Raw genomic sequence first — 14123 nt, 5'->3', positions numbered from 1 at the left:
CCTTATGTCTCCTTGACGTGTGTGTTGCGCCGAAAGCAGCTGACGAGGTGATCGTTAACCATGCCCACGGCCTGCATAAACGCATAACAGGTGGTTGGGCCTAAAAAAGCGAACTGATCTTTTTTAAGCTGTTTCGCCATGTTAACAGACTCTGGCGTCACGGCTGGAACGTCGCTTAACGCCTGCCATTGGTTGAGTATAACCTTCCCTTGTGTAAACTGCCAAAGGTAGTCAACCACGTTCTTCCGCTCTTCGATGCGCAAAAAAGCACGGGCATTGCTGCGCACGGACAGAATTTTTAATCGATTGCGGATGATGCCGTCATTGAGCAGCAGCCTGGCGATGTCGTCATCGTTCAGAGCGGCCAGACGTTCAGGCGAAAAATCGAGAAAGGCTTCGCGCATGGCATCACGTTTTTTTAAAATGGTGAACCAGCTCAAACCGGCCTGCATGCTTTCCAGAACCAGCATTTCAAACAGTCTGCCGCGTTCGCGCACAGGAATGCTCCATTCCGTATCGTGATAGGCGATGTAGAGCGGGTCTTTGCTGCACCAGGCGCAGCGATTAGGTTCAGAGTTTGTCAAAGGTCCATTTCCCTACAATGTATAGAACGTTGCCTGCACCCTGAGCACCCGGAATATAGGTGGCTGACAGGGTGGCGCGGCGATAGGTTATCGATGCCCAGGGCAGGGCGCCGGGGAAGGGTCTGCCCTTAAAAATATCGGGTCGTGCGGTAACCAGCACAGTGAATCCGGCACCCATTTTCAGCGATTGGCTCAGATGAGCCATTTTAAGAAACGCATAACCAGCCACGGGTTGAAAATTTTTATGTGAATCTGAAAAGCCAAAGGCATACAAACCATGCCAGTCGCCCTTTTCATCGTATAATCCCTTACCAAGACCGCCGCCCCAGGCGTTTTCGTTATAGGTTTTGATTTTTTCCGGGCTGTACGTGTAGCGATTATGCCAGGCGTACCCGCTGAGATACAGCTCGTTATTGCCTTCTGTCCAGATCTGGTGAAAACGCTGACAGACCGCTTTCGGCCAGGCTGCCCAGCTGGCACAGGGTTTTGTTTCAGCCTGGCCGTTGACGGCGAAAAGCAATAGTAAAACAGTCAGGATTTTTTTCATGTCAGTCTGGTTTCCACTGATTTGTGTGGGTTGATGGTTTGAAACGCATTACATGGGCCATCAGGCCATGTCCCAGTCGGCACAACATTCACAATTCACAGCCAGTCGATTTGATGCTACAGTATTTTTAATCCCTGTCAGTCGACACCGCTCTGACTTAACTCTTAATCTGGAAATGTTAACATGGACTTGTTTCGTAAAAAAGCAATTGTTGATTCCGCTGATTCCTCACACCATCTGGCCAAAGTCCTGTCCGCTTTTGATCTGACCTTTTTGGGCGTTGGCGCTATCATTGGTGCGGGTATCTTTGTACTGACGGGAATCGTGGCGGCAACCCAGTCGGGCCCTGCCATCGTTCTGTCCTATATTCTGGCCGGTTTTGCCTGTGCCTTTTCCGCTTTGTCCTATGCTGAACTGGCTGCCTCCGTGGGCGGTTGCGGCAGCGCCTATGGTTATGCCTATGCCGGTTTTGGCGAATTGATAGCCTGGATTGTGGGCTGGGATTTGATTTTGGAGTACACCATTTCGGTGTCGGCGGTCTCGGTCGGCTGGAGCGGGTATTTCAATGATTTTTTACGGGTTATCAGCCTCAACGTACCCGACAGCCTGGTCATCGGGCCGGTCAAAGGCGGCTATTTTAATGTATTGGCAGCGTCCATTATCCTGGTGTTGACGCTTCTGCTGGTGTGGGGTGTTAAATCCAGTGCGCGCGTAAACTCCATCATGGTATTCACCAAGCTGACCGTTATCGCATTGTTTATTGTTATTGCCGGTCAAAATGTCGATGTGGCCAACTGGTCGCCCTTCATGCCCTTTGGCTGGCATGGTGTGGTAGAGGGAGCCTCGCTCATCTTTTTTGCCTACATTGGCTTTGATGCCGTATCCACAGCCGCTGAAGAAGCAGTTAATCCGCAGCGCGACCTGCCCATTGGCATCATTGGTTCGCTTACACTGTGTACCATTTTGTATATCATTGTGTCGGGTCTGCTTACGGGTATTGTGCCCTCCAGCACGCTGGATGTCCCTTCTCCTATCAGTCACGCCATGATCATGATTGGTCACAAAACAGCGGCTGGTTTAATCGGTGTGGGTGCCATTGCTGGTTTGACCACGGTGATGCTGGTTCTCTTTTATGGCTTGACCCGGGTGTTTTTTGCCATGGCGCGTGATGGCTTGCTGCCACCGTTTTTTGCGCACACGGATGCTCATACCAAAACGCCGGTACGGATTATCGTTCTCTGCGGTGTAGTGATGGCTGTTATTGCCGGATTGATTCCCATTAACGAGCTGGCCGAGCTGGTTAACATCGGTACGCTCTTTGCCTTCATCACGGTCTGTATCGGTGTCATCGTGCTGCGTTATACGCACCCGGAGCTGAAGCGTCCGTTTAAAACGCCCTTTATGCCCTATGTTCCCATTCTGGGCGTCATCTGCTGTGCATATCTGATTTACAACCTGCCCTGGGTCACCATGGCGCGCTTTGTGATCTGGATGGTGATAGGTATCGTGGTGTATTTTGGCTACAGTCGCTATCACAGCAAAGTTGCTTAACAGGGAGTTAATCAGATGAGCACCGAAGCAGCCTGTTTGTTCCAGCCCTTTCGTATGGGTAGTCTGTTGCTGAAAAATCGCATTGTGATGGCACCTTTGACCCGTAACCGGGCTGTGCATGGCACGGATGCGCCGCAGGCGCTGAATGCAGAGTATTACGCCCAGCGTGCCAGCGCGGGGCTGATTATTTCTGAAGCCACCCAGATTTCACCTACGGGCAAAGGCTACGCCTGGACGCCAGGTATTTACTCGCCAGAACAGATTGCCGGCTGGCGTTTAACAACGAATGCCGTGCATGCCAGGGGTGGTCTGATCGTGGCTCAGCTCTGGCACGTCGGGCGAATTTCCCACCCCAGTCTGCAGCCGGACTCGGCCGCACCGGTTGCGCCATCGGCCATTATACCGGCAGGTCAAAAGACCTTTGTGGAAAGCAACGAGTTTGTCGAGATTGGTGTGCCGCGTGCGCTGGAGCCGGGCGAAATCGCCGGAATTGTCAATGATTATCGCCAGGCAGCCAGAAATGCCATTGAAGCGGGCTTTGATGGCGTAGAAATTCACGCTGCCAACGGGTATCTGATTCACCAGTTTCTCTGTGATGGTTCCAACCACCGTACTGATGCCTATGGCGGTTCCGTCAGCAATCGTCTGCGTTTTGCGCTGGAGGTGGTGCAGGCGGTGGTGGGCGAGATTGGCGCGGAGCGCACGGGTATTCGTCTGTCACCGGTCAGCCCGGCCAATGGTGTGTTTGACAGCGATCCTGCGTCTGTATTTTTTCCTCTGGTGCGTGAGTTCAGTCGGATGAAGCTGGCTTTTGTACATGTGATCGAAGGCGCTACCGGCGGCCCGCGAGAGTTTCATGGTTTTGATTTTCAGGCCCTGCGCCGTGAGTTCAGTGGCGCATGGATGGTGAATAATGGTTATACCAGAGAAATGGCAATAGAGGCTGTCAGCAGTGGCTATGCCGATCTGGTGGCCTTTGGACGGCCATTCATTGCCAACCCCGATCTGGTGGAGCGCTTTCGCCGGAATGCAGCGTTGAATCCTTTTGAGTCAAGAGGATTGTATGGCGGAGGTGCAGAGGGGTACACCGATTATCCAACTCTGGCCGGATAATGCCTGTTCCCGGATTATGCCTTGTTAATCCGGGCTACCTGTTTTTATGTTGAAAGTCTTCGATCTCAATTACCCTGGACTCTTTTGCGGGTGGTTTGAAAAATACGCTGCTGCTTAAAAATGGCGTAATCCTTTTTTCTGCCAGTGTGAATGCAAATGAAAAAGTCATCATATACGCAAGACGAAAGGCGTAGATATTGGGCCCACAGGCCACATGCATCAGATTGGCCATTTTTTTTATCATGCTGCCAGGGTTTTTATAGGGCACAACAAATTCCGGGTGTGTGTAGGTATCGCCGGCGGCCAATGCGCGCAGCGTTTTCGCAACACCGTCTCTGAAATCAGGCACGGTACCGTAGGCACGCATCCATTTAATGGTTGCCAGGGTGGCGGCTGTTTTATGTGCTGTTGCCATAAAACCGGTGCCAAAGACGTACATCATGGTTTTCTGAAACGGTGTCAGTTCATCTTTGGCAAATACGGTTGTGGCGAAGATCAGATCTCTGGATAAATAGGCTGCTGCAAGGCCTGGGCTGAAGTAGAGCAATTGCCCTGGTCCTGTGCGCGGAATATTATTGCGTGCCAGAAAATTTTTGATCATCAGCGGGGTCTCGAGTCCGCAGGCGATGAAGGCGCACACGAGCGTGGCGGCCAAAACCGACGTTTTGGCGTCTGCGTATTCCTGAACACACAGTTTGGTATAGGCGGGCGCTCCACTTGCCAGCATCCCTCGACCCAGATTGAGCAATACGCCATTAAACAAAGCCGCCATCCCTCTGCTTCTTATCAAGGCCTCGTAGGTTTTTACCGGATTCGGCTGTTCCTTGGCTGCGTTCAAACCAACCCGGATGACATGTGTCATGAGCGTGGCAAATCCTGCATTGACCATGCTGGCTGGCAAAGATGGGCTGCCTTGTTTCGGGGCGTCTGAATCGGTATTGGGCATGATGGTTTGTCCTTGTTAATTTCGCCGGATGCTACCACATCGTGTCTGGTCAGTTCTACTTTCTGCGGGGGGGGCTGTACTTCCCGGATTACGGCTGCGCCTAATCCGGGCTACGAAATGCCTAGGCTGTTTCCGGGCTGTTGACCTGCAGCATGGTGACGTTTTGCAGGCCGCGCGGCAGGCGGTTGCCGCGGCGTCCTCGTTCGCCTTTGTAATGCTCCAGATCGGCAGGTTTCAGCGTGTAATGCCGTTTGCCTGCGTGTACAGTCAGAGAGTCTTTTTCGGCCAGAGCCTGGACATCAACCACATATTCCTCCCGGCTTTGCGCCTTGCTGCTGGGAATGCTGATGAGCTTATTGCCTTTTCCGCGGCTGAGAATGGGCAGTTCTGTGGCCGGGAACACCAGCAGGCGGCCAATGTTGGTTACGCAGGCAAGCAGTTGCGTGTCTTTATCGGCCATGGCACGTGGCGCCAGGATGCGGCTGTTTTCAGGCAGCCTGAGGCAGGCCTTGCCGTTGCGGTTTTTAACGTACAGCTCTTTTAACTGCGTCATAAATCCATAACCGGCGTCACTGGCCAGCAGTACCCAGTCGTCTGGCTCGCCGCCTGTCAGGGCCTCGAACAGCTTGCCGTCAGCCGGATTCAGTTTTCCGGTCAAAGGCTCGCCCTGACCACGGGCAGACGGCAGGACGTGTCCTGGCAGCGAATACACTTTGCCTTCGCTGTCAAAAAACACAATCTGCTGATTGCTGCGCGCCTGCGTCTGAGCCTTGAATTCGTCGTTGGCTTTGTAGCCCAGATCCTGACCATTAACATCATGCCCCTTGGCGGCCCGTATCCAGCCTTTCAGCGACAGAACCACGGTAATGGGTTCGTTGGGCAGAATATCTTCTTCCTTGAGAGCCTGGGAATCGCTGCGTTCGATTAGGGGTGAGCTGCGCTCATCACCGAATTTATCGCGATCCGCGATGATTTCTTCTTTCACCAGTTTGCGTAAGCGGGTTTCACTGGCCAGAATCGCCTGCAGCCTGTCGCGTTCCTGCGACAGTTCATCGTGCTCAGCGCGCAGTCTGATTTCTTCCAGGCGGGCCAGATGCCGCAGCTTGATCTCGAGAATCGCTTCAGCCTGGCGTTCGCTCAGATTGAATCGCTCCATCAGACCTTTGGCCGGATCATCGTGCTCTCGGATAATGGCGATGACTTCATCAATGTTTAAAAACGCGGTGATGAGGCCTTCCAGAACGTGCAGCCTGTCCAGCACCTTGTCGAGCCGATGCTGCAGGCGACGCTTAACCGTGCTCAGGCGATAGCCCAGCCATTCGTTTAACAGGGTCAGCAGACCCTTCACCCGCGGTTTGCCATCCAGGCCAATCATGTTGAAATTAACCCGGTAACTGCGTTCCAGATCGGTGGTGGCAAACAAATGCGACATCAGGCCTTCGGTGTCCACCCGGTTGGATTTGGGAATAATGACGAGACGCGTGGGGTGTTCATGATCCGATTCATCACGCAGGTCTTCAACCAGTGGCAGTTTCTTTTGCTGCATCTGGGCGGCGATTTGTTCAATAACTCTGGCTCCTGATACCTGGTATGGCAGAGCCGTAATCACGATTTGATGCTGCTCCATGCTGTACACTGCGCGCATTTTTACCGAGCCGAGGCCGGTTTCATACATGCTGCGAATCTGCGCCCTGGGTGTGATGATTTCCGCTTTCGTGGGGAAGTCCGGCGCCTGGATATGAGCACAGATATCGTCCAGATCTGCTTTCGGATGGTCAAGCAAATGGATGCAGGCATTGGCCACTTCGGTCAGATTATGTGGCAATATATCGGCGGACATCCCAACCGCGATGCCGGTAGCGCCATTGAGCAGGACGTTAGGCAGACGGGCTGGCAGCAGTGAAGGTTCCTGCAGGGTGCCGTCAAAATTATCGACCCAGTCTACGGTGCCGTGCTGTAACTCCGCGAGCAGCAAATCGGCGTAGGCCGACAGGCGTGCTTCCGTATAACGCATGGCAGCAAAGGATTTTGGATCGTCTGGCGAACCCCAGTTGCCCTGGCCGTCTACAAAAGGGTAGCGGTAGGAAAAGGGCTGAGCCATTAAAACCATGGCTTCATAACAGGCCGAGTCACCATGTGGATGAAATTTACCCAGCACATCCCCCACGGTACGGGCGGATTTTTTGTGCTTGGCCGTGGCCTTCAGCCCCAGTTCCGACATGGCGTAGATGATTCGGCGCTGCACGGGCTTCAGTCCGTCGGCAACGTGAGGCAGGGCCCGGTCTAAAATGACGTACATGGAGTAGTCAAGATAGGCTTTTTCGGTAAATTCGGTTAAAGGCTTTTGTTCAATGTTGTCAATTGCAATCATATTGTCTGGCACTTAAGTTTGAGGTCGCGTGTCACGGAATAATCGACACGATGGTAAATTTGACGGCTACTACCTTATCGTCTTCCATGACTTCTGCAAAATTGATAACCAGATCCGTTTTATTGGTTATTTCGTGTCTGGCAGGCTCCAGGATTATGCGTTTCATGGCAATATACGAATCACAGGATTTTAACATATCAACACCGAGCGCCAAACGCAAATAATCGAGCTTGATTGTAACATATCCTTCGTGCCTGAATTGCGTAATCAGACAATAAAGGCGAATGGCGTATACCGTGTCCATGCGGGTAAAGCGCTCAATGACAGGTTTTCGCTCCTGCTGCTCCGGTTTTGGTGTCACCGCGGAAGCCTTTGTGTTTGCCCTCAGCGTTTTCAGGGCAGACAGCAGCTGGCGCCTGTCTTCTTCCCTGCCGATGTTAAAGGTTAATAAAACGGTGTTGTCCTCTCGGCGCAAAAGGGTATAGGGAAGATTGATTGAAAAGTGATGGATGCTTAACTCGATGATGCCTTCGGGTGCCATTTTCTCATCGAAGGCATTCAGCATGGCGCCTCCGAGCGAAATATCGACCAGCTCCAGAGCCTGTCCCCTGTATTTTACCTTTATCGTGCCCGGATTGGGTACGCGAAAACTGTTTCGCTTTTCTTCCATTTTTTTTCCTGCAGCGGATTGCGGACGCAAGCCTTGTAACCTAAGTATAGACCCTGTAAAAATATGGGTATTTCAGCTGAGAAATTTGTATGGAACCGGTCTGGGCCGGAAATGGATCTCCGCTTACGCGGAGATGATCGGGTCGTACTAAAACATCCCGTTGCCATTGGCTGATTCACTGGGGATGCTTTGAATAACATCCCAGTGCTCGACGATTTTATTATTTTCGAGTCGGAAAATATCGACAATGGCCTGTCCCAGGGTTCCAGGCTCTTTGGTGGAGTGCACGTGCAGGATCACATAATCTCCTTCGGCCATCACACGTTTGACCTCGTTGTGCGATTGGGGGTACGTTGTCTTTAGATAATCAAGAAAATTATGAAATCCTTCTACGCCATCCTGAGCCAGTGGGTTGTGCTGGATATACCATGCGCCCATGTAAGGTCTTGCCGCTGCGAAGTCTTTTTCGTTGATGGCTTTCTGATAAAACTCCGTCACGACCCGTTTGTTGGCTTCTTCCTGTTCTGTGCCGGCAAAGCCGCTGAAGGATGTCGCCATCAGACCCGACATCAGCAAAGGTAAATAATATTTTTTCATATTGCGCTCCTTATTGGTAACGTAATCGATTATAAATACCCAGACTAATTAAAAAAGCGCAATTAACTGCAGAAACACATCGAAAAAACTGATGTATTACATAAGGATTGTCACAATGCCCAAAGTAACCATCGATCAATGGCGGGTATTTCAGGCGGTGGTTGACGAGGGCAGCTTTGCCAAGGCAGCCATCCGCCTGCATAAAAGCCAGTCCAGTATCAGCTACACCATCGCGAAGCTCCAGGATATGCTGGGTTTAACCCTGCTGAACATGGAGGGGCGGCGGGCGGTTTTGACTGGGCAGGGTCTGCGGATTCTGAATCTGTCGCGTCAGATAACCCGGGCGTCCATCAACGTGGAAAAAGCGGCGCATAACTTCAAATCCGGCTGCGAAGAGCTGCTGACGCTGGCGGTGGATGAAATTTTCCCGCCAGCACGGCTGTTGTCTATCCTGCATGGGTTTGGCCTGAAAAACAGACAGACACGCCTTGTTTTGCATCAGGGTATCTTATCAGGCCCCAGCGACCGGCTTGTTGATGGCGATGCGGATCTGGCTGTGTTATCGAAGATTCCGGAGGGGTACACGGGCGACAAGCTGATAGACATCGATTTTGTCGCCTATGCACACGAGGACAGTCCCTGGCACAGCAGGGAGCTGACTCAGGATGATCTGCGTGAAGAGCGTTACATCATTGCTCAGGATTCGGGGGTGAAAAACAAACGCAGTGAGGGCTGGCTGGGCTCTGATTTCAGCTGGACGGTCAGCTCAATTGAAATGAAAATTCTCTGCGTGGTTCAGGGTATTGGCTTCGGCTGGCTGCCGCGCCAGGTGGTAGAGGAACGGCGCTTACCCCTTCGCGCCTTGAATCTGCAGCAGGACAACACCAGAACCTATCCGCTGTATCTGGTTCATCGTGATCCCGATAACATGGGGCCTGCAGCCAGGCTCCTGATTGATCTGTTTTGCCAAAACACGAATGGCGGTTGACCTGTCGATATCTTCAGGTAGGATGATGGTAAAAGGATTTCAGAGAATATAATGAAAAGGATGATGCATGGTGTTTTGCTCATGGGCCTGAGCGTTCAGGCCATGGCAGGTTCGGTTGTGACGCTGGCTGGCGGTGGAAACGTGCTGCCGGCAACGAGCCTGCAGCTGTCGCTTACCGGATTGCTTCCCTCGGTGACCTACAGCGTGGTTTGCTATATCGATACCACCTACCCCTTTCAGTACGTTCAGTTTGGCAGTAACTTTAGTGCTCCCACCAGTGTCTTGATCTCTTCCAGCCTTAATGGGCGCTATGTGAGTCAGGATCAATTGATTCCCGGCCATAACATTGCTGTCATTGACGGTCAATTCACGAATCCATCGACCGACAAACTGGTGTTTTCCAATCTTGATCAGACCAATTCATTTAATGTTAATAACTGCTTTGCAATTTCTAAAAGGGCTTTTTTATGAAAAAAATCAATAAAATATTATCCACTGCCCTGGTTTTGGCAGCGTCTGGCTCCCTTTTTGCGGCAGGCAATGCACCTGTTCAGCGAATCGATGTGGTGAATCTGTTGTCGAGTGGTGGCACGAGCCCTGGCGATTCAACGCTGACGGCGGTTGAGGTATCGTTTGATAATGGGGGTGCGGAGCCATGCATGACGGCAACTCTGGCGTTTCAGGGGGAGATAACTGTCTATGCAGGAGCGGATGAGGAATGCGTGGCGCCGATCAGTCTGGTTACGGTCACGCCGATAGCCGGGCCACTTGGCCTGGTATATCAGGCTCCGGCCGCTCCCACCGTAATCAGTCGTGGTTATTATGCTACGCAGATGGTCGTAAACCAGTCATCACCCCCGGTATTCGACAGCGCCAACGGTGCGCTGCTGACTCCGGGAAAGGCCGGCGTCAGCGCGACAAGCTATGTGACAAAGCCTTAGGCAGCCCGCATCAGCCCAGCCATCGCGTAAGGTATCTGAGCCATCGTTGATAGGGTGGATAGGCCATCGCAGGGTCAAACCAGGTGGCTTTGTCCAGAACCGGCTTGAAATGGCTGAAGGTCTGGAAGCTGTATCTGCCATGGTATGCTCCCATGCCGCTGGCACCAACGCCTCCGAAAGGTAATTCGGGGGCCGTTATCTGCAGAATGACATGATTGAGACAGACACTGCCCGAGCTGGTCTGTTCGATGACCTGTTTTTTATGTTCCCTGCTGTCAGTAAACAGATACAGTGCCAGAGCCTTGGCTTTGGCATTGACGATGGCAATGGCCTCCTCAATCGAGGCAACAGGTAACACGGGCAGCAGGGGGCCAAAGATTTCTTCCGTCATCACGGGTGCGTCCAGTCCGACATGGTGCAGCAGCGTGGGGGCGATGTAGCGTGAGCCGGCATCCGACTGCCCGCCAGTAAAGACCTCACCACTGCCCACAACCAGGGCCATCAGGCGCTGAAAATGAGCTGCGTTGATGATCCGGCCGTAATCCGGGCTGCTTTTCGGATCGTTACCCCAGAAAGCATGAATGGCCCGCTTCATTTCGTGCAGCAGTTCGTCTTCGACATCTTTATGTACCAGCACGTAATCGGGGGCTACGCAGGTCTGGCCGGCGTTTAAAAATTTGCCCCAGACAATACGTTGCGCTGCTGTGCGAATGTTGCAGTGCCGATCGACCAGACACGGACTTTTGCCACCCAGCTCCAGCGTGACGGGCGTGAGATGTCTGGCGGCGGCGCTCATGATAAGGCGGCCAACCCGGCCGTTGCCGGTATAAAATATGTGATCAAAGCGCTCTGCCAGCAGCGCGGTTGTTTCAGGTACTCCTCCGTCAATCACTCGGATGGCAGCTGGATCGAGGTATTGCGGCAGGCGCGTGCAGAGCAGGCGGCAGCTGGCCTCGGCCATCTCTCCTGGCTTGAGGACGACGCAGTTCCCGGCGGCCAGTGCGCCAACCAGCGGGGACAGGATCAGTTGAATCGGGTAGTTCCAGGGCGCAATAATGAGCACCAGGCCCAGGGGTTCAGGTAGAATACGGGCTGTGCATGGGCGCAGAATCCAGGGTGTGGATACCCGTTTTGCCCTGAGCCAGTTGTCGAGATTTTTTTGCGCCAGTCGCAGCTCTGAGGCGACCATGTTGATTTCCGTGACAAAGGACTCGATGGGCGATTTGCCCAAATCCATCCGCAGGGCATCCTGAATTTCCGTTTCGCATTCGGTGAGAAAACGGGCAAGCCCGGCCAGTTGTTGCTGCCGCCATTGCCGTGCTTTGCTGGCTCCAGTGTTGAAATACGCGCGCAGATCGGCAATCTGCGTCTGGATATCGTCCGCTCCAGTCATAACTGTCCTTGTAGTATGATTCAATTGCTCTCACAGGAGCTGTGATGCATGGTAAATAAACTCAGGGGGAAGTCAAGCTCATCCGAACCGTCACCGCGAGGGAGCGGAAGTTTTCCGAATCTGTCCAGCGGCAGGAATGGTGATATGCGCACCCAGTGTTACCGCTCCCTGACGGTCACGGTTCAGCAGGATCGGTTTGTCCTGTCTCTTGAAAATCACGGCAGAACCTGCTGTAGTCGAAACAAAGCTTATCGTTGAGTCTGCCATGTGTCTTGTCTTGATAGCTGTCAATCAGCATCCTCGGTTTCCCCTGGTTATTTTATCCAACCGGGATGAGTTTTATTCGCGGGCCAGTCTGGAAGCTGATTTCTGGAAGGAGTCCCCGAACCTTTATGCCGGTATTGATCTGGTTAAACAGGGTACCTGGCTGGGTCTGACCAGGCAGGGTCGCGTCAGTCTGGTCACTAACTATCGAAATCCCAGTGCGCATCAGTCATTCAAGCGGTCAAGGGGGCTGCTGGTGGCGCGTTATTTACAGGCCGATTCAACCACGACCGCCGGGCGGTACATTGAGGAGCTGAAGGGCGAGGCCGATCAATACAATAAATTCAACCTGATTGCTGGCGACGAGAGCGGGCTTTACTACTATTCCAATGTCGAGTATGAAACAAAAAAGCTGCAGCCGGGTGTTTATGGCCTGAGCAACTCGTTGCTGGATACGCCCTGGTACAAAGTGACGCGGGTAAAGAGACTGTTTCATCAGATGAAAAATGACTTTCTTGCCTGTGATACGCCGGAGGCCGTGAGCGAGCTTCTGTTGCCCGTGTTGTCTGATACACACAAGGCGCCGGACAGGCTGCTGCCTGAAACCGGGGTAGGCAAGGAGCTGGAAAAGCTGCTCAGTTCGATTTTTGTTGAAATACCGGAGCATGGCTATGGCACGCGCAGTTCGTCAGTACTGGTTTTTGGCAGGGAACAACTGATGTTTTCGGAAAAAACATACGAGCAGGGTTTATTTAACTCGCTGAAAACAAGCCTTATACCAATAGACCGGCCTTAACCGCCATGCCGCATCAATCGATACTGAATTTTGGAACGATTCTTACCTGCGAAATATATGAGTCCTGGATTTTTTCAATCACTGCATCAAACTCGTCAAACGAAATTACGTCACCCTCTCTGGGTAATTTGCCGTAGCGTGTGATAATAAGACCATAGAGCGTGTTGAGCTCTTCTTCGTCTTCCGTAACCGTAATATCGCAGTCCAGCGCGCGCTCCAGAGAATAAATCGAGCAATCGCCTTTGGTGCTTATTGAACCATCGGCGTTTTTTACCCAGTCGTCGTGGGTTTTGTGGAACTCGTCCTTGATTCGCCCAATCATGACGTGCAGTAAATTATCGAGGGTGACGTAACCAAGCAGATTGTCACGGCTTTTGTAAATCAGGGCAAAATGTGGCATGCCACTGCGAAATTTACGCAGCAGATCCATGGCTGGCAATTGGTACGATACCTTCAGCACCGGACGAAGATAGGGTGTCAGGCTGCTGATGTCTTTTTTCAGGAGCAGGTCGGAAAACAGATCCTTGACGTGAATGATGCCGATGATTTCTTCGGCAACCGGATCATAAACAGGATAGCGACTGTAACGGTTTTCGAGAATTTTCCGCGAAACCTGGTCAAACGCTTCGTTGATGTTCAGGGTAATCATGTCATCCGCCGGGCGCATGACCTCGGTCACGCTGAGCTCAGCCAGGTCCAGCGTATGTTCCAGAATATTGCGTTCGTCTTCGTCCAGCTCGCCGTGCAGCTGACTGCCGCTTAAAATCAGTTTGAGTTCGTTACTGGTGTAAAATCCCTCCTGATGGCTGGACACATCAAAGCCCATGGTGGCAAGCAGGAAATTCGAGCAGTTATTTAACAGCCAGATGGCGGGATACATGAGCCAGTAAAAGCCATACAGGGGCACGGCTGTCCATACTGACAGCAGCTCTGCCTGGCGGATGGCCAGTGATTTTGGCATCAGCTCGCCGACCACAATATGCAGAAACGAGATGATAAAAAAAGCAACAAAAAAAGCCGAAATGGTGAGCAGCTGAGGGGATGTGATTCCCACGAGATGAAATAAAGGTTCCAGCAGGCTGGCGAACGCCGGCTCTCCTATCCAGCCCAGTCCCAGAGAGGCCAGGGTAATACCCAGCTGGCAGGCGGACAGATACGCGTCCAGCTGGCCGTGAACCTGCTCTAAAATGCGTCCGCGCAGCCCATAGTGCTCTTTAATGGCCTCAATCCGGGTGGCACGCAGCTTAACCATGCTGAATTCAGCTGCCACAAAAAATGCATTGAGCAGCACCAGGAACAGGGCCAGGAAAATCAGCATCAGACTATACATTCAATGGACCTTCTGTTGGTTCGAGCACAAAA

The 14123-nt window shown here is 52.4% G+C and carries 14 protein-coding genes; 6 read left to right on the top strand and 8 right to left on the bottom strand.

Translation table 11 applies throughout. The features are described from left to right. Positions 1 to 2: 2 nt before the first annotated feature. Both ACQUTA_RS02335 and pagP read right to left on the bottom strand, forming a co-directional pair. Positions 3 to 584, bottom strand: coding sequence for a DNA-3-methyladenine glycosylase I (locus ACQUTA_RS02335; RefSeq protein WP_444986580.1), 582 nt, complete (start codon positions 582 to 584; stop codon positions 3 to 5). Beyond that, positions 571 to 1131 (bottom strand): lipid IV(A) palmitoyltransferase PagP, encoded by a 561-nt coding sequence (pagP, locus tag ACQUTA_RS02330; RefSeq protein WP_444986579.1) that lies wholly within the window; start codon positions 1129 to 1131, stop codon positions 571 to 573. Before pagP ends, ACQUTA_RS02335 begins: the two co-directional genes overlap by 14 nt. A 183-nt stretch (positions 1132 to 1314) precedes the next feature. Here pagP and ACQUTA_RS02325 point away from each other — a divergent pair, with 183 nt between their 5' ends. After that, positions 1315 to 2682 carry an amino acid permease gene (locus ACQUTA_RS02325; protein ID WP_444986578.1) on the top strand — a complete coding sequence of 456 codons (1368 nt, stop codon included), beginning with the start codon at positions 1315 to 1317 and terminating at the stop codon, positions 2680 to 2682. Between the two features lie 15 nt (positions 2683 to 2697). Beyond that, positions 2698 to 3795 carry an alkene reductase gene (locus tag ACQUTA_RS02320; RefSeq protein ID WP_444986577.1) on the top strand — a complete coding sequence of 366 codons (1098 nt, stop codon included), beginning with the start codon at positions 2698 to 2700 and terminating at the stop codon, positions 3793 to 3795. Positions 3796 to 3829: 34 nt separating this feature from the next. On the opposite strand, the gene ACQUTA_RS02315 is transcribed toward ACQUTA_RS02320, so the two are convergent. The 4 genes from ACQUTA_RS02315 to ACQUTA_RS02300 form a co-directional block, all read right to left on the bottom strand. Then, positions 3830 to 4741 (bottom strand): hypothetical protein, encoded by a 912-nt coding sequence (locus ACQUTA_RS02315; RefSeq protein ID WP_444986576.1) that lies wholly within the window; start codon positions 4739 to 4741, stop codon positions 3830 to 3832. Between the two features lie 121 nt (positions 4742 to 4862). Further along, the gene (gene parC / locus ACQUTA_RS02310; RefSeq protein ID WP_444986575.1) at positions 4863 to 7112 is read right to left on the bottom strand and encodes a DNA topoisomerase IV subunit A; all 2250 of its coding nucleotides are present in this window, start codon (positions 7110 to 7112) and stop codon (positions 4863 to 4865) included. A gap of 31 nt (positions 7113 to 7143) precedes the next feature. Further along, positions 7144 to 7782: a PilZ domain-containing protein gene (locus ACQUTA_RS02305; protein WP_444986574.1), complete on the bottom strand. Its 639-nt coding sequence runs from the start codon at positions 7780 to 7782 to the stop codon at positions 7144 to 7146. 147 nt (positions 7783 to 7929) lie between these two features. Then, positions 7930 to 8379, bottom strand: a complete 450-nt coding sequence (locus tag ACQUTA_RS02300) for a nuclear transport factor 2 family protein (RefSeq protein WP_444986573.1) — start codon at positions 8377 to 8379, stop codon at positions 7930 to 7932. A gap of 115 nt (positions 8380 to 8494) precedes the next feature. On the opposite strand from ACQUTA_RS02300, the gene ACQUTA_RS02295 reads away from it, so the two are divergent. The 3 genes from ACQUTA_RS02295 to ACQUTA_RS02285 are packed head-to-tail and all read left to right on the top strand — an operon-like array spanning position 8495 to position 10308. Then, on the top strand, positions 8495 to 9367 hold the full coding sequence (locus ACQUTA_RS02295) for a LysR family transcriptional regulator (RefSeq protein WP_444986572.1): 873 nt from the start codon (positions 8495 to 8497) through the stop codon (positions 9365 to 9367). Positions 9368 to 9427: 60 nt separating this feature from the next. Next, entirely contained in the window at positions 9428 to 9838 is a 411-nt protein-coding gene (locus ACQUTA_RS02290) for a hypothetical protein (protein WP_444986571.1), read from the top strand. After that, positions 9835 to 10308 carry a hypothetical protein gene (locus ACQUTA_RS02285; protein WP_444986570.1) on the top strand — a complete coding sequence of 158 codons (474 nt, stop codon included), beginning with the start codon at positions 9835 to 9837 and terminating at the stop codon, positions 10306 to 10308. The genes ACQUTA_RS02290 and ACQUTA_RS02285 overlap by 4 nt, the downstream gene beginning before the upstream one ends. A gap of 10 nt (positions 10309 to 10318) precedes the next feature. On the opposite strand, the gene ACQUTA_RS02280 is transcribed toward ACQUTA_RS02285, so the two are convergent. Next, a complete protein-coding gene (locus ACQUTA_RS02280) occupies positions 10319 to 11701 on the bottom strand; it encodes an aldehyde dehydrogenase family protein (RefSeq protein WP_444986569.1) in 1383 nt (460 codons plus the stop codon). Between the two features lie 196 nt (positions 11702 to 11897). Between ACQUTA_RS02280 and ACQUTA_RS02275 the strand changes: the two genes are divergently transcribed. Beyond that, positions 11898 to 12761 (top strand): NRDE family protein, encoded by an 864-nt coding sequence (locus ACQUTA_RS02275; protein WP_444986568.1) that lies wholly within the window; start codon positions 11898 to 11900, stop codon positions 12759 to 12761. A gap of 13 nt (positions 12762 to 12774) precedes the next feature. On the opposite strand, the gene ACQUTA_RS02270 is transcribed toward ACQUTA_RS02275, so the two are convergent. Beyond that, complete coding sequence (locus ACQUTA_RS02270) at positions 12775 to 14091, bottom strand: hemolysin family protein (RefSeq protein ID WP_444986567.1); 1317 nt, start codon at positions 14089 to 14091, stop codon at positions 12775 to 12777. Positions 14092 to 14123: the final 32 nt, after the last annotated feature.

The organism is Legionella navarrensis (genome assembly GCF_052527415.1).
Note: the sequence above shows the minus strand (reverse complement) of the source record. Positions and strands in the feature narration are given on the sequence as shown.

Coding starts and splice junctions, on each gene's coding strand:
- pagP (WP_444986579.1), bottom strand. CDS start 1,131: ATGAAAAAAATCCTGACTGTTTTACTATTGCTTTTCGCCGTCAACGGC.
- ACQUTA_RS02325 (WP_444986578.1), top strand. CDS start 1,315: ATGGACTTGTTTCGTAAAAAAGCAATTGTTGATTCCGCTGATTCCTCA.
- ACQUTA_RS02320 (WP_444986577.1), top strand. CDS start 2,698: ATGAGCACCGAAGCAGCCTGTTTGTTCCAGCCCTTTCGTATGGGTAGT.
- ACQUTA_RS02315 (WP_444986576.1), bottom strand. CDS start 4,741: ATGCCCAATACCGATTCAGACGCCCCGAAACAAGGCAGCCCATCTTTG.
- parC (WP_444986575.1), bottom strand. CDS start 7,112: ATGATTGCAATTGACAACATTGAACAAAAGCCTTTAACCGAATTTACC.
- ACQUTA_RS02305 (WP_444986574.1), bottom strand. CDS start 7,782: ATGGAAGAAAAGCGAAACAGTTTTCGCGTACCCAATCCGGGCACGATA.
- ACQUTA_RS02300 (WP_444986573.1), bottom strand. CDS start 8,379: ATGAAAAAATATTATTTACCTTTGCTGATGTCGGGTCTGATGGCGACA.
- ACQUTA_RS02295 (WP_444986572.1), top strand. CDS start 8,495: ATGCCCAAAGTAACCATCGATCAATGGCGGGTATTTCAGGCGGTGGTT.
- ACQUTA_RS02290 (WP_444986571.1), top strand. CDS start 9,428: ATGATGCATGGTGTTTTGCTCATGGGCCTGAGCGTTCAGGCCATGGCA.
- ACQUTA_RS02285 (WP_444986570.1), top strand. CDS start 9,835: ATGAAAAAAATCAATAAAATATTATCCACTGCCCTGGTTTTGGCAGCG.
- ACQUTA_RS02280 (WP_444986569.1), bottom strand. CDS start 11,701: ATGACTGGAGCGGACGATATCCAGACGCAGATTGCCGATCTGCGCGCG.
- ACQUTA_RS02270 (WP_444986567.1), bottom strand. CDS start 14,091: ATGTATAGTCTGATGCTGATTTTCCTGGCCCTGTTCCTGGTGCTGCTC.